The sequence below is a fragment of the Micromonospora chalcea genome, assembly GCF_028768405.1.
Classification (GTDB): Bacteria; Actinomycetota; Actinomycetes; order Mycobacteriales; family Micromonosporaceae; genus Micromonospora; species Micromonospora chalcea.
This window is the reverse complement of record NZ_CP118233.1, coordinates 6,713,555-6,732,376: the sequence shown is the minus strand read 5'-3', so window position 1 is coordinate 6,732,376 and position 18,822 is coordinate 6,713,555. Positions and strand designations below refer to the sequence as shown.

19 protein-coding genes and 2 pseudogenes are annotated in these 18,822 nt (G+C 67.8%); 9 read left to right on the top strand and 12 right to left on the bottom strand.

The genetic code is table 11. From position 1 onward, the window contains the following. Positions 1 to 150 precede the first annotated feature (150 nt). Positions 151 to 1,044: an IS5 family transposase gene (locus PVK74_RS30545; RefSeq protein ID WP_274477815.1), complete on the bottom strand. Its 894-nt coding sequence runs from the start codon at positions 1,042 to 1,044 to the stop codon at positions 151 to 153. 178 nt (positions 1,045 to 1,222) lie between these two features. On the opposite strand from PVK74_RS30545, the gene PVK74_RS30540 reads away from it, so the two are divergent. After that, the gene (locus PVK74_RS30540) at positions 1,223 to 1,882 is read left to right on the top strand and encodes a hypothetical protein (protein WP_274477814.1); all 660 of its coding nucleotides are present in this window, start codon (positions 1,223 to 1,225) and stop codon (positions 1,880 to 1,882) included. A 40-nt stretch (positions 1,883 to 1,922) separates the two neighbouring features. On the opposite strand, the pseudogene PVK74_RS30535 reads toward PVK74_RS30540, so the two are convergent. From PVK74_RS30535 to PVK74_RS30525, 3 genes and pseudogenes are all read right to left on the bottom strand, one after another. Further along, positions 1,923 to 2,372: pseudogene (locus PVK74_RS30535) on the bottom strand (tyrosine-type recombinase/integrase). A gap of 656 nt (positions 2,373 to 3,028) precedes the next feature. Continuing rightward, positions 3,029 to 3,856, bottom strand: a complete 828-nt coding sequence (locus tag PVK74_RS30530) for an RNA polymerase sigma factor (protein ID WP_274477813.1) — start codon at positions 3,854 to 3,856, stop codon at positions 3,029 to 3,031. Next, the gene (locus PVK74_RS30525; RefSeq protein WP_274477812.1) at positions 3,849 to 4,073 is read right to left on the bottom strand and encodes a hypothetical protein; all 225 of its coding nucleotides are present in this window, start codon (positions 4,071 to 4,073) and stop codon (positions 3,849 to 3,851) included. Before PVK74_RS30525 ends, PVK74_RS30530 begins: the two co-directional genes overlap by 8 nt. A 282-nt stretch (positions 4,074 to 4,355) precedes the next feature. Here PVK74_RS30525 and PVK74_RS30520 point away from each other — a divergent pair, with 282 nt between their 5' ends. Then, entirely contained in the window at positions 4,356 to 5,111 is a 756-nt protein-coding gene (locus tag PVK74_RS30520) for a hypothetical protein (RefSeq protein WP_274477811.1), read from the top strand. Between the two features lie 607 nt (positions 5,112 to 5,718). Here the strand turns inward: PVK74_RS30520 and PVK74_RS30515 are convergent. After that, positions 5,719 to 5,886, bottom strand: coding sequence for a hypothetical protein (locus PVK74_RS30515; RefSeq protein ID WP_274477809.1), 168 nt, complete (start codon positions 5,884 to 5,886; stop codon positions 5,719 to 5,721). Between the two features lie 420 nt (positions 5,887 to 6,306). On the opposite strand from PVK74_RS30515, the gene PVK74_RS30510 reads away from it, so the two are divergent. Beyond that, entirely contained in the window at positions 6,307 to 6,828 is a 522-nt protein-coding gene (locus tag PVK74_RS30510; protein ID WP_274477808.1) for a hypothetical protein, read from the top strand. A 16-nt stretch (positions 6,829 to 6,844) separates the two neighbouring features. Here the strand turns inward: PVK74_RS30510 and PVK74_RS30505 are convergent, their stop codons facing one another. Continuing rightward, positions 6,845 to 7,069, bottom strand: coding sequence for a hypothetical protein (locus tag PVK74_RS30505; RefSeq protein ID WP_274477807.1), 225 nt, complete (start codon positions 7,067 to 7,069; stop codon positions 6,845 to 6,847). Positions 7,070 to 7,300: 231 nt separating this feature from the next. Continuing rightward, complete coding sequence (locus PVK74_RS30500; RefSeq protein WP_274477805.1) at positions 7,301 to 8,140, bottom strand: hypothetical protein; 840 nt, start codon at positions 8,138 to 8,140, stop codon at positions 7,301 to 7,303. Between the two features lie 236 nt (positions 8,141 to 8,376). On the opposite strand from PVK74_RS30500, the gene PVK74_RS31260 reads away from it, so the two are divergent. The 3 genes from PVK74_RS31260 (at position 8,377) to PVK74_RS30485 (ending at position 9,827) form a co-directional block, all read left to right on the top strand. Beyond that, a complete protein-coding gene (locus tag PVK74_RS31260; RefSeq protein WP_420800510.1) occupies positions 8,377 to 8,598 on the top strand; it encodes a hypothetical protein in 222 nt (73 codons plus the stop codon). 157 nt (positions 8,599 to 8,755) lie between these two features. Further along, positions 8,756 to 9,001 (top strand): hypothetical protein, encoded by a 246-nt coding sequence (locus tag PVK74_RS30490; RefSeq protein WP_274477804.1) that lies wholly within the window; start codon positions 8,756 to 8,758, stop codon positions 8,999 to 9,001. A 208-nt stretch (positions 9,002 to 9,209) separates the two neighbouring features. Then, positions 9,210 to 9,827, top strand: a complete 618-nt coding sequence (locus PVK74_RS30485) for an RNA polymerase sigma factor (protein WP_274477803.1) — start codon at positions 9,210 to 9,212, stop codon at positions 9,825 to 9,827. Here the strand turns inward: PVK74_RS30485 and PVK74_RS30480 are convergent. The 4 genes and pseudogenes from PVK74_RS30480 to PVK74_RS30465 form a co-directional block, all read right to left on the bottom strand. Continuing rightward, positions 9,803 to 10,810, bottom strand: coding sequence for a hypothetical protein (locus tag PVK74_RS30480; protein ID WP_274477801.1), 1,008 nt, complete (start codon positions 10,808 to 10,810; stop codon positions 9,803 to 9,805). The genes PVK74_RS30485 and PVK74_RS30480 overlap by 25 nt on opposite strands. Further along, positions 10,761 to 11,372, bottom strand: a complete 612-nt coding sequence (locus tag PVK74_RS30475) for a hypothetical protein (protein ID WP_274477800.1) — start codon at positions 11,370 to 11,372, stop codon at positions 10,761 to 10,763. The genes PVK74_RS30480 and PVK74_RS30475 overlap by 50 nt, the downstream gene beginning before the upstream one ends. Positions 11,373 to 11,564: 192 nt before the next feature. Continuing rightward, positions 11,565 to 11,849 (bottom strand): annotated as a pseudogene (locus PVK74_RS30470) (integrase core domain-containing protein); the annotation flags it as partial. Between the two features lies 1 nt (position 11,850). Then, positions 11,851 to 12,243 carry a hypothetical protein gene (locus tag PVK74_RS30465; RefSeq protein ID WP_274479339.1) on the bottom strand — a complete coding sequence of 131 codons (393 nt, stop codon included), beginning with the start codon at positions 12,241 to 12,243 and terminating at the stop codon, positions 11,851 to 11,853. Positions 12,244 to 12,580: 337 nt separating this feature from the next. Here PVK74_RS30465 and PVK74_RS30460 point away from each other — a divergent pair, with 337 nt between their 5' ends. From PVK74_RS30460 to PVK74_RS30450, 3 genes are all read left to right on the top strand, one after another. Continuing rightward, positions 12,581 to 13,612: a hypothetical protein gene (locus PVK74_RS30460; RefSeq protein ID WP_274477799.1), complete on the top strand. Its 1,032-nt coding sequence runs from the start codon at positions 12,581 to 12,583 to the stop codon at positions 13,610 to 13,612. After that, positions 13,612 to 14,589, top strand: coding sequence for a hypothetical protein (locus PVK74_RS30455; RefSeq protein ID WP_274477798.1), 978 nt, complete (start codon positions 13,612 to 13,614; stop codon positions 14,587 to 14,589). Before PVK74_RS30460 ends, PVK74_RS30455 begins: the two co-directional genes overlap by 1 nt. 1,011 nt (positions 14,590 to 15,600) lie before the next feature. Next, positions 15,601 to 16,233 carry an adenylate kinase family protein gene (locus PVK74_RS30450; protein ID WP_069089497.1) on the top strand — a complete coding sequence of 211 codons (633 nt, stop codon included), beginning with the start codon at positions 15,601 to 15,603 and terminating at the stop codon, positions 16,231 to 16,233. Positions 16,234 to 16,389: 156 nt separating this feature from the next. Here the strand turns inward: PVK74_RS30450 and PVK74_RS30445 are convergent, their stop codons facing one another. Then, positions 16,390 to 18,654: an AAA family ATPase gene (locus tag PVK74_RS30445; protein ID WP_274477797.1), complete on the bottom strand. Its 2,265-nt coding sequence runs from the start codon at positions 18,652 to 18,654 to the stop codon at positions 16,390 to 16,392. Positions 18,655 to 18,822: the final 168 nt, after the last annotated feature.

Sequence of the window (18,822 nt, the reverse complement as noted above, 5' to 3'; positions counted from 1 at the left end):
GACCGGCCGGGCGCCAGGCGACAGGATGCGTTACGGCACGGCCTCGATCTGGGAGTGGCTGCACCGAGCATCGCTAGTTCCCGCGTACGTCCGTCGCCACCACACGGGCCGCCTGGTGCGGTCGCGCCTAAGGCGTGTTTCATAAGCCGGTCAGAGCCACTCGCAGATGATGGTGATGGTCAGGATGGCTTGGAACCGGACGGCCAACTTGTCGTAGCGGGTGGCCACGCCGCGGTGGCGCTTGAGTCGGGCGATGCCGTTCTCGACGGCATGTCGCATCCGGTAGAGGTCTCGGTCGAACTTCGGCGGCCGCCCGCCGCGGCTGCCCTTGGCTTTGCGGTGGGCGTCCTGGTCTTTCTTGCTCGGGATGCACGCCTTGATCCCTCGCTTGCGCAGGTAGGCGCGGTTGCCGCGGCTGGTGTAGGCCTTGTCGGCCAGGACCAGGTCGGGGCAGGTGCGGGGCCGGCCCACTCCGAGGAGGGTCACCTTGATACGGCGCAGGACTGGGATGAACTGAGGGCTGTCACCACGGTGCCCGGCGGTCACGACCATCGATAGGACCTTCTGTCCCTGCTCACAGGCCAGATGCGTCTTTGTGGTCAGACCGCCGCGAGATCGTCCGAGGGCGTGATCGGCGGGTTCGTCGTGCACGCCACCGGGTGGTTCTTTCTGCAGGTGGCCGTCTCTGCGGGCGCCGGCGGCGTGTTGGTGGGCGCGGCTGGTCATCGAGTCCACGCTGACTGTCCAGGTGATCCGGCCTTGCGCATCGCCGGTGGCCTGTGACGCGGCCAGGATCTTGTCCCAGGTGCCGTCGCGCTGCCAGCGACGGAACAGGCCGTAGAGCGTCTGCCAGGGTCCGTACTCGGTCGGGACGTCACGCCAGGGCGACCCGATCCGGATCCGCCACCTGATCCCATCGATGAGCTGCCGTTTCTCCCACTTCGGCGGCCGGCCCTTCGCCGACGCGGCAGGCAGCAGCGCGGCGAGCCGCTGCCACTGAGCGTCGGTGAGGTCGTGCCGCCTCGTCACCGCTAAGGTGGCCACGAGGTCTCCGGTATGACGTTCTTGCTTGGTCGCAGAACCAGATACCGGAGACCTCTTCAGTTGTCGATCACCGCCACGCCGCGACCTTCACCGGCCACCACGACTTCTGAAACACGCCTTAGCGCTGGAACTCGACCGCTCCGAGCTGGTCGGCTTCTCCTACGCGCTCGGTCAGGCCATGACAGCGCTGTTCTGCCGCAACGCACTTTCCGTCACGCACCTGATGCACGTCGACAGGTACGCCAACCATCACGGCATCACCTTTGGTAACACGCGCAAGCGTCCCGACCTCTTCGGCCCCGCTCCGTCGGGATGGGTCGTCGCCGAGGCGAAAGGCCGATCCCGGGCGATGGAGACAACGCTCCGCACTAAGCTACGGCAGCAAAAGCGCTCCATCGCCGCCATCGGCGGCGTCCGGCCATGGATTGCCCTGGGCTGTGTGGCCGCGTTCCCCAAGGATGAGGTAGGCATGCGGGTCCACACCGTCGACCCGGTGGAGGATGGCCCGGAGCCAGTCGAAATCCCGGCTAGCGTCGACGACTACATGCTTGCCTACTACGCCCCGTTCGTGCTCGCCATCGATGCCGGAGACGCGGTCGTCCGCGACGATAGAACCGTCGCCGCCCGGTTCGCCTCGATAGGCGTAACAGTGCGCGTGTGGAGCGACATCTACATGCGTGTTCATCAGGCCGCCGCTGGTCGGGTTGAAGGGCTCTACCAGGACCTCCAACAGATGCTGGACGAGGGTTTGAGCCAACCTCTCGGGCTTCTATCGGATGGCACTGCGGTGGAGACAGCCTGGCCGGTCGTCGTAAGCGCATCAGACTGGGAAGTCTGAGATCGCGTTGCCGGAAGGGTGAAGCCGCCCGAGCCGCCCTTCAGTCGAAGATTCGTTCCACCACGGCAGCCTGCTCTGCAGCACCGGCCCGAAAGTAGCGGGCGGTGGTGTCGAGAGAGGCGTGGCCGAGCAGGGCTTGCACCTGGGCGGGATCGGCACCGCCTTGGCGGAGCCGGGTGGCGTAGGTGTGACGGAGTCGGTGCGGGCGCAGGCCGGGAAGGTTGGCGTCGGTGCCGACGGCCAGGACAATCTGGGTGATGCCGGAGGTGGTGAGCCGGCCGCGTTAGCCGATCCACAGCGGTCCCGGTTCGCCGCCGCGGTGGCGGCGCCAGGCAGTGAGTCGGTCGCGGGCGGGTGCCGGGACCGGGACTTGGCGGGCTTCGTCGCCCTTGCCGTGCAGGCGGATGGTGCCGGTGCGGGCGGTGAGGGCGAGGTCGTCGATGTCGAGGCGGGCGCACTCCTGCACCCATGCGCCGGTGTAGAGCAGCACGGCGATGATCGCGGCGTCGCGGTTGGCGCGGCGGTCGGCGGCGCGTTCCACCGCGCCCTGCTCCTTCGATGTGAGCGCGTCGGGCTTGCCGGGGCGTGGCACTCGGGCGCGCTTGATTTCAGCCGTAGGCCGGCGCCGACCTCATAGAGGAGGTCGGCGGCGGCGAGGGCCTGGTTGACGGTGGACGGGCTGGCCTTGGTGGCGATGAGGTGCCGGCGCCAGGCGGTGACGGCGGCCTCGGCGCCGACCTGGTCGACGAAGGCGTCCGGGTGCTCGCCGACGTGCTGGGCGAGCCAGGAGGCGTACGCGCGGGCGCGGGCCCGGTACGCCTTGGTGGTGTTGGCGGCCAGGGCGCACCGGTCGAGGTGCCGGTGCAGCGCCGCGACGGCGGACTCGACCGCTGCGGTCGGGTCTGCAGGGCGCAGCGAAATGACCTTCGCGGTCGCGGTCCGGGCCACTGTGGTCCACCAGCCTTCTTATCCGCTGAGTTCCGGCCGGACTTTCAGCCAGGGCTAAACCGCGTTATCCGCTGAGATGGTCGCACCACTCAACGGATAAGGAAGCTTATCCACTGACATGAAGTGCTGCGGCTCGACGGAGGGTTTCGGCCCTCAGCACAGCGACTGAGGGCTTCTACCTCGCGGCCGGCGAGGGGATCATCTCTTATCGGGGCGTCTCCTAGGGCGGATCCGGGCCCGAAGGCGCTCGTACTTCCGCACCGCCCGACTCAGTAAATCGAGCAGGCCGAGCGGACCCTCGCGGATGATGTGCCGCACCGCATCGATCACGAGCGCGGCGAGCCCGAGCCCCGAAACGACAAGGACTCGGATCGCGTCCTGGTCATGCAGCAGCCAGGCAACGACCGGAACGACGACCCAGAAGAAGGTGATCGCCACCGCTTCGACCAACCGGCGCAGACCGCGGGTGCGGTGCGACGAGACCGCGCCCGCGCTGACGCCCATCGCCTCGGCGATCTCCTCACGGGTAAGCTCGCCGGCGGTGGTGAGCTGCACTGCCCGGCGCTGCTTGTCAGGCAACTGCTGCATCGCCGTCTCCACGGCTTCGCGCAGGAAGCGCTCCACCTCGCGCTCGATGTAAAGGTCCTCGGGACTTGGTAGCGAGGCGGCCGTCTGGTCCACGTCGTTGTCAGGTGCTGGCTTGCCGCTCCGCCTCTTGAGCTCGTCGACCTGCACGCGCACGAAATCGTTGAGGACGGTCCCGACACCGTAGCGACCCGGGTCCTTACCGGCGAAGTCATCGTTTGGCCACCTCGTGCACAGCTCGACGTAAACGCTGTGGGTGGCGTCGTCCACGTCAGCTAGTGCGCGAGGAACACGAGCGCGGCGCAGCTTGGCTCCTGACACCCGGCGAATCACCGGCTCCCAGTTCGACCAGAACAGGGCGAAGTCCGTGGTGGTTCGACCGGAGGGGACCGGGGGAAAGGTCAGCCGCTGCCGCGTCACCTCAGTACTGGCCTCAGTCATCCTGACCGCCGTCATTGACCGCCGCTGCGGCAACAGAGGCAACCGGCATAGCCGGCACGCTGATGCCCCAGTTGCCGCCGCAGCCTGTGATCTGCGTGCCGAACGGCAGCGCGGCGACGGCGCGGGCAAGATCCGCGCAGGCCCGTAGCCGACGTGTCTCGGCATGCGCGACGGCCACCTGGCTGCCGGCGGTGACGCCGGCGACGATCAGAGCCACGGTCAGGGGATCCATCATCAGCCTCTCGGACGTTGGGCTCGCCGCGCCGTGCGGCGGGCTCAACGGGTAGGGCCTCAGACCATGATCAACGTTACCGTCACCTCCAAAATTTTCGGCGCAGCGCGGTCTGAGACGTGATCCGGCTGCCGGGCTTCCTTCCGAGCTGACCGTCACCGCGATCCGGCACCCCTGATCGTAGAGCGGGCTGCGGCCGAGGTGCCGGCGCAGATGTCTAGGCGCCTAACCTTCCGGGGCAGGGTCCACCGGGGCGAGAGGAAGACGATGACTGAGTCCGACATCGAGACCGAGATCGTGTCGGGGGTGCCCGTGCACTACCACGGCGACCACACGCTGAATCTGGAGAGCGACTACGAGCACATCTACCTTGAGGACTGCCACGACAACGAGCACGTGAATGCGCTCGGCGACGACGGGGGCGCCACGACCGCGCTGTACGCCGTAGCCAGCGCCCGCTACCTGGCCGAGAAGACCGAGACGCTGGGCAACGTGCTCCGGGAGCCGTACACCCTTCGCACCACCCGCGACGCCGAGGCGACGCTGGCAGCGCTACGCCAGCACATCGAGGCCCTGGCCGACGTCGCGGAAGGGCTGGGCGTGTGGCTGGACGCCGCGCACCAGCGTGGCGAACTCGAGGAAAAGCCGACCTCGGCCCACGAGGAGCTGACGAAGGCCGCGGTTCTGCTGCGGGCCGCCGGCCTGCCGCTGCGCGAGGTGACCCTCCCGGGCGACCGCAGCCCCGCCCTCGACATGGACACGCTGGTCGCGGGAGTGACCGAGCAGCTGCGCGGGCACGGCATCGAAGTCGCCGAGGTGCGCGTCTACGAGTGGCAGACGGTGTGGGAGCTCGGCGAGGGTCGCCACCTCTTGTTGAGCCGTGAAGGGGGCTGGGATCTGGGCTTCCCGACGGGCGACGGAGAGAGGTGGACTTCCGTCGGATTCGGTCTGTACTGCTGGTACGCGCACCCAGCGCAGATCGCCGCCCTAGTCGCCAAGAAGCTCGCCGAGTACCCGGCGTAGGCACTCGGGAACTCGCCGATTCCGAGGAATCGGCAGGCGTGGCCTCCCGTACGCTCGCCGGCGTGGTGTCGGGGCGATGGGTACGCAAGCGCAGCGGCGAGCGGGTCTGGCAGGAGTGGGCCCCCGCCGCCTGCCCGTCCGATCACCCTCGCCCGTTGTCGGCGCACGGCGAGTGCCCGGCCGGCTGTCGGTGGATGGGGCGGGTGTGGAAGTGCCGGGAGGAAGACTGTCCGCAGGTGGTGGTCGACCCGGACCACCTGCCGCGCTGCCCAAGGGCCGATCCGGAGGGCACCCGAGCCACTGAACGGCTCGACCACTGAGCTGCCGCAGCGGTCGACCTCCGGGCAACCCGCTGTGTCAGAGAACGCACCGGATCGGCGCGCTACCGTTACAACCGGCCTATCTGCACGTCGCGGGGGCCGGACGGTATCGCAACAGGCGGGAATTTGGAAGTCGGATGGCCGGCTTGCCTACTGTCTAACAGCGGTTTATGACACACTGCGGGGGCTGCAACACGTCGCAAAAAATGAAGAACGCCCCGCCCTCTGGCCGCGAACCTTCGAGCGGAGCGTCCTTCGACCGGTTCATGTAGCCCCGCTATGCGGGGCTACATCCCTTTCCAGGTCCGGTAGACCGTCACCGCCTTGGCCGCGACCTCCATCAGGAGGAGCACCGTGTTGGTGACCTTCTTCCACTGCCACCGGTGGGTGGAGCGGCCGGGCTTCGGAGTGCACCGGCAGATCTGCCGGCGTACCCGGGACGAACGGTGGAACATGACGTGCCTCCATCTCCCGGGGGTCTCGGCTTCGGACCCGGGCGCCCTTACAGGTGGGTGCGACCCGGAGTCCGTCCCGAGGATGGGATTGGAACGTCACGTCGGAGGGTTACTCTACTGCCCCGCTACCCCATCGGGCCGCACTCTGTCCGTCGATGCCTGGCACTCCCTTTCACCCGAAGGCGTTTGCCCAGCTAGATAGCCTTGCCGTTGAAGTCGATGGTGGACCATTGGCGGGACCATTGGCAGGAAAGACCTTCGCCCGGACGTCCCGTTCGGGGCTGGAACTGGGTCCACGCGATCAGCTTGACCTGGGGTCACAGCTCAAGTCCCGTGACACGTATTCGAGGCGTGCGGCGGCGCGGTGTGCGAGGCGTCGGCCCTCACCGATGCGCGCCGGCCGCCAGTACGGTGACGGTCATGGATACCGAGCAGCCGCAGTACGGGTACGGCAGAGGCGGGCGGCCGTTGGGGTCGTCGCGGGACCGCGACGCGGAGGCGCTGCGGCGAGCGCTGCGTCGGGCGGGCCTGTGGGACTTCGACGAGCGGCACCTAGACGGCTTCGCCGTGGAGGGCGCCAACGCCAGCCTGGACGGGCCGGAGCCATTCAGCGTCGCCTACTGCGGCACCGCCGACGTGCCCCAGACGATGGCCCGCTACCGGACGGTCTTGGAGCAGGCCGGTTACCGGGTCGACGCGGACCCGCTCGGCGAGCACATGCTGCTGGTACCACGACAGCCCGCACAGACGGCGACGTCGTCGGAGCAGAGGCTGATGGCCGCGGCCGTGGTGTGCGCGGTCGTAGCCGCGGTGGCGCTGCTCGCCTCCTGGATCGCGTCCGGCTCGGTGCGTTTGGCCGGCGGTGTCGGCTCGGCCGTTCTCGGTGCGGCGGCGGTGTTCCTGGCAGGCCTGTGGTACCGGCGCCGCGCGGGCCTCGACTGACGCTGTTGCCTCGCCGTCACCCCGAGGTGAGGGTCGCCCAGACCTGGCTGGTTCCGATCGGGTCGATCGCGCGCAGGTTCACCGGCACGTCGAGCACGACCAGGTGCGCACGCTCGCGCTCGCCCCGTCCGGGCGAGATCAGACCGCGTACCGCGTGCTCGCCCTGGTCTTCGTCGACGCAGGGCTCCGGCGCCCCCGGCGCCGCGCGGCGACCTCGGCCGGAAACGGGCCACCCTGCCACTCGATCTCCCAGGTCCGGCCACCGTTGCCCGGCCACCAGTCGAGATGGGCGGCACCGTTGAGCGCGCCGGTCTCGCGCAGGGCCGACATGACCCGTCCCAGCACCTCGTAGTAGCGCGCCGGTTCTCCCGCAGGTGGTGCACATCCGTCATGGCCTGCTCAACGATGCGGGCCGGGGTCAGGTCCGCCCTGACCCCGGATGATCCTGCCGTCGGTTGACCAGCGTTGCCGTTTAGTACAGGGCTGGGGCGGGAGTGCGGTTCTTGGCCAGCCGTTGGGCGCGGGCGTAGAGCTCGTCACGGGGGACGGTGGGCGGCACCCAGCCATCGGCCCAGGCGGCAAGGAAGCGCTCGGCGGCCTGTTTACGGGCTGCGGCCGATCCGGCTCGTTTGTAGGCCGGGTCGGTGAGGAGGCTCGCGGCGAGCTGGTCGTAGTGGTCATCGATGTCGGCGTACCGCTGCCGGGTTAGGTCGTCGGCGCGGTCGCAGGCCAGCCGCACAACCGTGCTGGTGACCCGCTCGTCCGTGCCGTCGGGGATGTGGCGCTGCGCGAACCGGTACCGTCCGCCGCCGGGCTTCTCAGCGCGGAACTCCGGCATCGCGAGCAGGGCCTCTACGGCGGGTGCCGCGAGCGCTTCGCTCTCGCCCTCGCTCAGCCAGCGCGGCCGATCGTCGTCGGCGTCCAGCTCATCGCGGGCAGCGGCTCTGGTGGCGTCGATCAGGTCTTCCCACTCGGTGTACCAGGCGGCGGTGTGCTCCCAGTAGTGCACGACGCCGCCCGCGACAAACGCCACCTGGACGGCATAGAGCTGCCCCCGGCGGGCAAGTACATGCTGCGGCAGCTCGACGTCCACCAGGTCCAGGTCCACGTCGAACGGGTCGGCATCCAGGTACAGGGCCTGCGCGCCCATCTGACGCGCGAGATTCAGGAAGCTCGGCAGGTCGATGCACTCCGCATCGAGCAGAACCTCCGGTCCGCCTTGGCCCTGCACTGGCACGGCAGGCACCACGGTGATGGCGTGCTCCTCGGCGAACGTGGTCACCGAGGAATTCAAGCTGCTCACGTCGTCCATGCCGCGGACCATAGCCGCGTCGGTCGGGCTGCCCGGTCCCGCCGCGCCGGGCGCAGCCGGCGATACGGCGCGGCCTCTTCCCCGTCCGCGCCTTGGAGGTCATGGCGTCTCTTCCTCTGCTGATTCCGGGGAATGCTCATCGCCGGCAGCGGTGAGGTACGCGGCGAGGGTGTGGCCGGCGCCCGGTCGAGGCGCTGACCGCCGTGGTCGTAGCGACGGGTGGTGCGGGCGTCGGCGTGCCCGAGTTGCTCCTGGACGTCTTCCAGGCGGCGCCGGCGTCACGGGCCAGGGTGGCACAGGTGTGGCGCAGCACGTGCGGGCTCATCTTCACCGGGATCTTCGCCCGTGCTGGCGAGGCGGCGCAGCAGCCGCCACACCGCGCCCCGGTCGACGCGGGCGCCGCTGGCCTTGGAACCTACTGCACGCTGTTCGCCGCATCGCTGAGTGCTGCACGGTGAGGACTTAGACCTTCGGGCGGCCGGTTATCGCGGTCGTGCAACGTTGTGTGCTAGCCCTCACGCCTGCACCAGCGCCTACCGGACCTGCACTAACTCGGCAGACGGGGCGTGCCGGCCAAAGGTGCCAGCAGCCCTCTGAGAGCGAGGAGGTCTGCCCATGTTTCCTGAGGCGCGCGCCAACACGGCTCCGGCCGATCCAGGTCCGCACGGTAGCAGGACGGTCAGGCGTCCACGCCGCGGTGCCGACGAAGCCGGCAAGGTGCTGGTGCTGGTGAACGCGATCTTGATCGGGGTCCCCAGCGCCTATCTGGCATCGGGGTCGCTGGCGGTCACCGCGCTCGCGGTGACAACCGCGTGCCTGACCGTCCTCTTCTACCTACGGCTCGGTCGTCACGCCGCATGATGAGCCGCGCAGAGCGCCGGCACCAGTCCGGTTAAAAATCTTGACGAGCCGTTGCACGGCAACGTCACCTCGTTGCACTCCCTTGATAGAACCGAGGAAGCTCGCCGCCGGCGGGCTTCCTGGCAGTCACGGCCGAGGGCCGGGCTGACCAAACCTCATCGCCGGAAGGAGACGTAATGGCTAGCCCATCTACGACACACCTCATCGAATGGAGGCCATTCCTATGGCTCGTACCGGCGACACGACACACGCGGTAACCGACCAAGCCTTACAGGAATTTCGAGCCTTCTTTCGGACGTACACCCTGCGGGTCGAGAGGTTCCTCGTGAACCAGGGCGCGACCCGACACGACGCGGAAGACGCCACCCAGCAGGCAATGCACGACTTGTATCGCCGCTGGACCCTGATCCAACAACCGCGCGCTTGGATCTTCAAGGCCGCAAAAGGTCACTTCCTCCGCAGCGTCGACCGGCAGCGCCGGGAACAGTTGCACGACGACATGCAGCCCGCCTGCGACGACGCCGCCACTCGCACCGCCTGGAATGGCATGCCGCCCCGACGTCACGACCTCGGCGGCGGCAGCGAGGAGACGCAGTGGGTCATCGCGCGGCTACAGCAACTACCACCCGCTCAACGCCAAGTGATGGCGCTCAAAATAGACGGCTACGAGGCACCGGAGATTGCTGACATGATCGGCAGCCCGGCCGAAACGGTGCGGTCAAACATCCGATACGCCCGCGCCCGACTGGCCCAGGTGCTGCAGGCCGACCTGGCCAAAGCGCCAGCTCACGCAGGAGGCAGTCATGCTAAAGGACGAACAGTTTGACCTTGACGAGATCCTCGCGCGCGTCGCCGCAGACACCCTGGAGACGCTGCGCGCCACCACCGACATCGAGCGCCGCCTCCAGGAGGTGACCTCCACGTCGCCCCGCCAGGAACGAAAAACCCACGTCTTGCGACAGCGTCGGCGACCTGGTCGTCGTGGTTGTTGAAGTCGGCCAGGGCAGCGTGGAGTTGCTCCCGGGCGTCGACGAGCGCGGGGTGCGCGGTGGCGAACGCCGTGCCGGCCTCCCGCTGCCGCTCGGCGGTGGACGGTTGCATCTGCAGGGCCTCGTACCGGTGGGCCGCGTCACCGAGGATGCCGGCGACGCCACCGACTTCCTCTGCCCGCTCCCCCGTCGCCGCGACGGCCTGGCTGAACGCGGCGCGGATCTGCTCCGGACCGCTCGCCTCGACGATCATGCGCTCTCCTTGGTTGGGTCGTCGACGACGGCCAGGTCCCGGACCAGCCGGCCGAGCTTGCGCAGCCCGGCCGCGGTGGCGGTACGGGTCGGTGGCGTACCCGGCGCTCCACTGCTCGTCGGCGTCGGCTGGGCGCCGGTCGACGCGGTAGCTCACCCCGACCTCCTCCTCTTCTTGCAGGGCTTCGATGACCAGGGCGCCGCCGTTGCGGGCGGGGATCTCCACCGTCGCGCTCAGCCACCCGCCCTGCTCATCCAGAACCCGGCCGATCGCGTCCAGGTCCGAGGTGACCTGCTGCAGCGCGGTCGCGGTCGCCGGTTCCAGCGGCTGGGCGGTCGCTTCCATCGCCGTCTGATGGGCGCGGGCCTCGGCCAGGTCCCACTTGCCGTTGTGGTGAGTCTCCAGTCCTGTGCGGTAGCGACTGCGCAGCTTGTGCGTCTCCCGCTGGTTGCTGCCGGTCGCGGCGTACAGCTCGTCCAGGCGGGCCTGCTCGGCGGCGGTACGCATCCGGCGGCCGTCAAGGTAGGCGTACCGGCGCTGCGGCCGGATCGCCTCCAGACGCTCCATCTCCCGGTACTCGGCCGGAGTCAGCCCACACCAGCGCCGCCTGCTGCCCCAGCAGCGGCGGCAGGATCGGGTTCAGGCAGTCACCGCCGCCGTACTGCAACTCGTTGACCCGCTTCACCTGCTTCACCTGCTCGCTGCTCTGCCGGCACCCGTCGACCCGCTCAATCGCGGTGATCTCCGCGAACTGCTCGGGGGTCACGTCACAGACCTCGGCGGCCTCGACCTCCCGCCCGGGCTCCCAACCGTCGCGCCCGGCGGCGTCTATGCGCCGCTGCCGCGCGTCGTAAACGGCCCGATCCTGCGGGCTCAACCGATCCGCGACCTGCTCGTACTCTCGGCGCCGAACCCCCTGGTACTTCAGCGAGTGCTCCACCCTCCAGTCCGCGCGGATCTTCTCCTCACCACGGCCGGGAAAGCGTCGGCTCTCCAACCGGAGCCGCTCGTCGTACAGCCGGTTCCTCTCCTTGATCAACCCCCGGTACTCCTTGTCCGCCGCTACAGCCGTGGCGGTCACCGCCTCGATCTGCTCAGGCAGCCTGGCCGCGTCGACGGCGTCCAGCACGGCGGTGGTGTCGGCACCGGTGTCGACCGTGTATTCCCCCGTTACCTTCTTGATCGTCCCCAGTGGGGGACCCTCGGAGACCCGCTACGCCGCGACCGGCGGAAGCAGATCCGAACGTCTCCTCAGAGGGCGTCTCGGACAGCCACCGTTGTCCACTGCTGGGTCTGCTGCACCGATAGGTGACAGTTTCAGTCACGCGGCCTGACTGGCCGGTGGGGTCATGATGGTCTCGTACTCGATGGGGGTCAACCGGGACAGGGATCGTTGGCGTCGACGGCGGTGGTAGGTCCGTTCGACCCAGGTCACGATCGCGGTCCTCAACTGCTGTCGGGTCGTCCAGGTTCGGCGGTCGAGGACGTTGTTCTGCAGCAGGCCGAAGAACGACTCCATGGCGGCGTTGTCGCCGGCGGCGCCGACGCGGCCCATCGACCCGATCATGTGGTGCTGGTGGAGGGCGTGGACGAATTTCCGGCTTCGTTTAAGTTTCGTCTGGTCGCCGGTTCGCTGGCGTGTTCTCGATGGGCAACGTGATCCCGCGCCGATTTCCCGACGCGGGGATGCCGTGGCCACCTCCTCGGAGGCGATACCGGGTCTCGAGCGCGTTCGCGATGTATGCCGCATGCTCGTTCACGAGATCGAGATCCGCCTGCTCGGCCATCAACTCGGTCTCGAGCTCATCGACGACCTCCATGAGCCAATGGTCGTCGCCCAGCAGCCGGCGCGCGGCCCTGAGCCGCTCGGCTAGCACGTTCGACACCGATCGGCGCATTGTCCCGCTACGCCTTGCCAGGTCGCCGGACTTCCTCTCTAGCTCGCGAAGAAAGCCCGCGACCTCGAAGGCAAACTGCTGCTGGGACTCCTCAAACGGCATCGACCGACCCCGCGCTCGTTGATCGCCCGGTAGTGCCGGCACTGTCCATTGTCACCCTCACGGGCCGCGGAACCAGTATGCGAGCCTGATCGTAGGATCGACGCTGGATGGTTCGTATAAGAGTATGGGCCCCTGGGAGGTGCCCATGACCACCATGCCGCAGCCCGCGCACCGCCCGGGTCCGGACAGAGCTCCGCAGGACCCCCGAGCTGCGTACGGTCTCCCCGAATCCGCTCGTGGACCGGCCGGTCCACCCGGTCCTCCGCCGAGTCCCCCGCCGCCTTCCCTGGGTGGTGGCGGGCCGGCTGGCCGACGTGGGCGCACTCTCGCCGAGCTGATGGACGACGTGGCCGGAAGCGAGCCCGCACGGCCACTCGCCTTGCAGGGGCCGGCGGCACGGGCCTTCGCCCGCGCGGTGGGCAATCCCGGTCTTGCCGAGAGCCTGCTCGCCGGGATCTTCTGGTGGTCGTTCACCGATACGTCGGGCTTCGACCGCGTCCTCCAGCGGCTGTCGGCCTATCCGATTTTCGGCCGCCGCATGCTCGTCGCTCATGCCGGCGGCACACGGCTGGACCTGCTTGTCCTGGTCCCGCAATTCGGCCGCCAGCCGCGACACCTGGCGGTGAACGACTATGTCGAGCCGGCCGATCTGGCCCGGGACACCCGCTGGCGTCGCGGCTCGCGAACTCGTTTCGGCAGGCTCCTGGCCTCGGGTATTCGCATCCCGCCGGAGGCAGTGGCCGACGCCGTGACCGAGGTCGCGCAGGCGCGCACGTTCTCCGTTGTCGTGGCCTCCGCTCCAGACGAGATCCCGACGGCGGCGCCCAGTCCGGCCGTCGAGATCCGTCTTGCCGACGGCTCGGCCGGAGCGACGCTCGGTGTCTTCCTGCCGGACAGCCGCGGCCGGTTTCTGGGCACGACGGCTCTGCATTGGATTCCGCCCGCCTGCTCGATGGTGATGATCGGCGGGATTCACGCGAGGGTGGTCGAGCGACATGAGCCGACTGACAGTTGTCTTCTCGAGCTGTCCGGGAAACCGCCCGGCCTGCGACTCTTCGGCATGGCCGGGCCGCTGCGCCGAGTGATGCCGACGATGTACGGGACGGCTCAGTTCGACGGCGCCGCCTCGGGGCGCAAGGCCACGACGATTCTGGCGGCTGATCTGGACATCCTCGACCCCGCCCGGTATCTCGCTGCAAAGGTTCACACCAAGGCGGACACGCTTCCGGGTGACTCCGGCGCCGCTCTCGTCGACGAGACAGACCACATCGTCGGCTTCGCCTCGACCCGCTCGGCGTTCGGCGTCGACCCCGCGTACTCGTCGTGGGTCTGCGCCGAGCAGGTCCTGCGCATACATAAGGTCATCTGATGGGTTGGTTCAGCGAAATCTGGCGCACGCGAGCACAAGACTGGTCGTTCGGCAGCGTCGGACCCGCCGGGACCGAGCTGGTGCCCGACGAACAATACGTCTCGGTCAACCTCCGCGAGTTCCACATCGCCGACGTACGCCTGGGACGGCAACGCCTCTACGGCACGGTGACGAGCAGCTGCAGCGTTGTCCGGCGAGCGGGCGGGCGAGCCGAATCCATCGTCGTGACGACACCCGGGGTGCTCCGCGACGTGGACCCAGACAACCTGGATCGGGTGGTCACCGGAACCACCAGGCTGCTCGGCCCGGTGCCTTATCGAGGCGGCGGCATTGACCTCGAGCTGGGCCTTTTCACCGTTCCCAGCCGAGATCTGCTCGGACCGTACCTTAATTTGCTGGAGCAGGCGGCGAGTCTGGCCGGCGTGGGGCTGGTCGCGAAGGACGCCGGGATCGTCGGGCTGGTGAAGGAGGGGCTGAATACCATCCTCGCCGGGCGCTCCGGACCCGAGCTGGAAATCGGGCTCGCCCACACCTTCGATCAGCCCGTGACCGGCACGTACGCGGTGATCCGGACCGAGCGGTCGCCCTCGCGGGAGATGCCGGCCTATCAGCCGGGCCATGGCCTGCGCTGGAGCGATGGCAACACGGTCGCCGAGCCGTACATCGTCTTCAGCATCGACGCCGACCAACGCAGGGAAGACTGGCCCGACATCCCGAACCTGGCGGACGCGTACGACCAACTGCGCATCGTGGCGGAGCGTGGAGACCTCGTCGGCGCTACCGAGCTTCTGGCGGCGTTCCGACGCATGGCCGTGTTCAGTTCGGGCCTTCTGGCGCGGGACGGCGAGCGCCTCTACGACCTCATCCGCAGCGAAATCGCGCGTGCCTTCCCCACCACCGCGACGGGCACGCGCACAGGGAGGCCAGGCCTTCCACCGCTGGCCGAGCTCGATCCTTTCGATGCGACCAAGTCATAACGATGGGGGCGTCACAGATCGGGCAGCTTCAGTCGTCGTCCTCAATCGATGTGGCGAGGTGGCCGGGTGAGCCTACCGGCGGGTCACCTGACCGGCGGCGCCGAGCCACCACCAGGCTTCCCCTCCGACGTATAGCAGTGGGGCCAGCATGCTCGTGAGCCGCAGGTCGTCGTAGTCGGTGTCGGGAATGAGCAGCTCAACGGTTTGGCCGGGCAGGGGGACCAGTCAGCTGATGCGGCCCGCCCGAACGGCCGACACCCTGCTGAGACTTCCACGAGGCTAACTGCTTCGTGACCTCTTCGGGCACGCCGAAGAGGTCTCTGAGCAACAAGCACTGGTCAGAGGCTCGCTGATGGGATTCGAGTCTCAGTTGCCGGGATCCACACCGACAACAGAACAGCCCATCCCAGGGACGTGCATCGATACAAAAGACCGTCTGAACCGACGCCAGCGGCCTCCACGACGACAGCCGGCACCGACCAGGCGGGGAGCAGCGAAGGCTGACCTCTTCGGTCTTCTCTGGGAAGTCACGCCTATCCAGTCGTCTGTACCGCCGCAGGTCAGAGCACCCGACTCGGCGCGATCTCGATGAGCACTTCGGGCGCGGTGACCACTTCGCCAACGTGCACCCAATCTGCACCCACCTGCAGCATCAATGCTTGCGAGGGCCTTACCGATTTGACCTGCAGATACTCTCCTGCCAGGCGACATAGAGTGCCGTTGACTGCTGTTCGGTGCCGTTGAGTGCAGTTGTGTGAAGCAGGACGCTGTACCGACTCTGACCTGCGCAAACAGATACCTGCAGGTCGTGGTGGGTGCAGTTGAGCGCCGTTCAGTGCCGTTGGGCGCTGTCCAGCGCCGTTCAGTGCACCTGCCTGCTCCCATCCTGCTCCCCTAATCTCGGCCTCCGGGCATCCGTCAGGCAAGCTCACCGAACCGATCGCAGCCGTACCCAGCGACGACCGTCACGACGCCCGTCGCCGTCCACTGCCGCACCTATAGGCTGCGCGGGTGCGCTTGGCTGTTCTCGGACCACCCGGCTCCGGTCGTGAGACCGTCGCCGGCGCCATTGCCACGGGTCTCGGCGTTCCCTCCATCAGCCTGGCGAACGCCGCCCAGGCCGAGATTCGGGCGAACACCCCGACGGCGCTGCGGGCCCGGCAGCATATGAGTGCTGGTGAACTCGTACCGGATCATGTGCTCCTGTCCATTGTCCGCAGCCGCCTCACCCAACCTGACGTTGCCGGCGGCTTTGTCCTCGACGGTTTCCCCAACCATGTCGTGGCCGCGGTGGCGCTCGACGCCCTGTTGTCCGACCTCGGTACACCCCTCGACCGGGCAATCGACCTCGTCCTACCCGACGCCGAGGTCCTACGCCGCCTGGCCGGCCGTCGCACCTGCCGCGGCTGCGGCAGAACCTGGCACACCGAGCTCGCCGCCCCCACACGCCCCGGCGTCTGCGACGGCTGCGGAGGCGAGTTGTTCCAACGCGCCGACGACAGCCCCGACCGCATCAACGCGGGCCTGCAGTCCTACCGACCATCCGCAGTAGTCACGCTCAACCACTACCGCGCATTGGGCAAGCTGACCTCCATCGACGCCGCCCTCACCCCGGCCGAGATCACCACGGAAGCACTCGCATGACCCGGCGAGCGCCCCGCCAGGCGGACACAGCAAAAGCCACCCACGCGCCAGCTCCGTGAACTACTCGGCCGCGTTGACACTCGCCACGCCTGGCCTTCACCCGCGTCGGCGACCGGACGGTATCAACGAACGCCGAGTTCGACCGATGCCATCATGTCAGTCCGGACCTTGCTCCACGAGCTCTAGGAGCTGCTCGGCTGCGCGTTGGAAACGGGCGTGGGGAACGTCCTCCGGTCGGCAGTGTTCGATCACGTCACTGAAGAAGGCCGTGGGAAACCTCTTGGCCTTGGGCAGCGCCATGGCCTTGAGCGCCCACCTCTTGAACGGCGAGGACGCGCCAGTCGACGTTCGCTCCTCCTTCCACCGCTGCAGCAGTGTGTCCCAGCCGGGGAAGGTGGCGCCGGGATACGCGCGGCGGACGGCGTTCTCCGGTAGTGCACAGATGACGTCTGGGTCGTCGTAGCGAACGAACCGTAGGCGGTCGCCGAGGTGTGTCGAGAGATCGAGAAGGGCGCGCTCGGCCTTGGTGAGGGGCGGGGTCAGGGACTCCAGCTCCTCGCGAGAGCGGCCCCGCACCTCGTCGAGAAGGGCGACGACCGGCAGACCCAACGCTGGAATGACGGCGGCATCCGCCAGTCCGCCAAGCTCGTTCGAGCCCTGCAACGGCACCACCAACACACGCTGCTTCGCAAGCTGGGATCCGTAGAAGTGGTGTAGGAGGCGGCGGTCCCAGTCCCCCTCAACGACGACGATGGCGCGAGTCAGCTGAGCAAGCGCATCGCGGCCGAGTCCCAGCTCGAAACCCAGCTCCCAGGCGCGGAAAGCGACATCGGGCCCGTGGACGGGCGGAAGCGCCCGGACTTGGGTGGTGGCGCCGATCCTCGTGACCTGGCAAACGGTCGCTGAATGTGGTGGAAGCGCAATGAACACGGGTGAGTGGGTGGCGACGACGACGGCTTGGTGAGCCCGCGCCTGATCTAGACACCAGACAGCCACTTCCGCCTGCGCCGCCGGGTGCAGGTGCTGCTCCGGCTCGTCGATGAGCAATATCCGCGGCGTGAGATCACTATCGCCCTCGGCGCAGGAGTCCGCAGCCAGCCGTACGGCAGTCGCGACCCATCTTTGTATCCCCGCTCCGAGGTGCGCTAGGGGTATGGCTTCGCCTAGATGCTGCTGGGGATAGTCGGCGCCAACGACGCCGACTGGCCCGTTCCAATCGGCTTCGATGCGACGAGCCTCGCCGACGCGATGCTTGAATGTCACTTGGCATCGGCTCGCCGATGAGTCCCACTCTGGCACACGCCGCATTTCCAGCCGGATCTTCCCTTGAGCGGCGACGAATGGAATCAGCCGAGCGTTCGCTGCGTGCTCGATAACACTCAGCGCAGAACGCAGCTGCGGTCGTACGCGAAGCCACTCGTTGTTCTGTTCTAGCCAGTCGGAGCTCCCGGGATACACGAACTGATCGTCAGATACATGTGCTTCGTCCGGAGCATAGAGCGACGGATCGACCCGGCCAGCATGATCGGAATGAAGGCAGCGGTCGCAGTACTCGTCGTGGCCCGGCGATCCGTCGCCAAAATCCGGCTGATGGAACAACCGATCGTGAACTGTCTCGAGCGCCCGGTCCAGGTACCGTTCCACGGCCACCGCGTCACCGTCGACGACTCGCACGCCCCCCAGCCTGCTGGTGACCCATTCGAAGCCGGCGGGGATGGCGGGTGATCCGCTCGACGGCCCACGGGTGAAGCCGGTCAGAGGTGGCCAGCGGCCGGTCCACGCCGTCAAGACACCGACTATGTCCCGAAGCGCTCCCTCGAACAGAAGCGGCTTGATGCGTCTCGCCAGCACCATGGCCTCCTGACCAGCTGCGGAACTACGGTCACAGGCCAGCTCGACCTTGAAGTCTTCCTGCACGATCAGAACTGGGTTCATGAGTAGGAGGTCCACCAGCCGCTGCACGTCCGGCGCCGCCGATTTTGGTATCCCCTGGCTCAGGCACCGCCGGACGACGTCGTAACAGTCACTCAGCGTGGCGCTATCAACGACGTCGTACAGATCGCCTCCGTACAACCACCACGTACTGCCACAGTAGGCACCGATTCCGTCGGTGATTTCGTCCGCATCGAGACCCTCTTGCCAGGGCCAAATCATCATCTGCCTCAGCAGCTCGGCATCAGCACCATGCCCCATGGAGTCGATGTCGAACTTGACGACAAGGCCCACGCGTGCACGAGGTGCGAGATCGCTGTCGGAGCGGCGAAGGAGGTGACGCGCTACGGGGTCATGTGCACCAACCGCCTCGATGATGTTGGTCTTGCCCGCTCCGTTGGGGCCGAGAAGGACGGTCAAACCTCCCAGGGGCACTTCAGCCATACGGACAGATTTGTAATCAGCAACGATAGCGCCGACGACTCGCACGACACCTCCGGGTAGAACTGCGAGAAGCAGGAAGAAGAATCGCACGTCGGCGGCCGCAGCGCCTCCTACCCTCGGGCAGAAACTCACCAGCGGCTTCGACTCGCCGCACTGATGCACGGCCATGGCTGCGACCAAGTCCGGAACACTGCAAGACAGACGCTTCGGGTT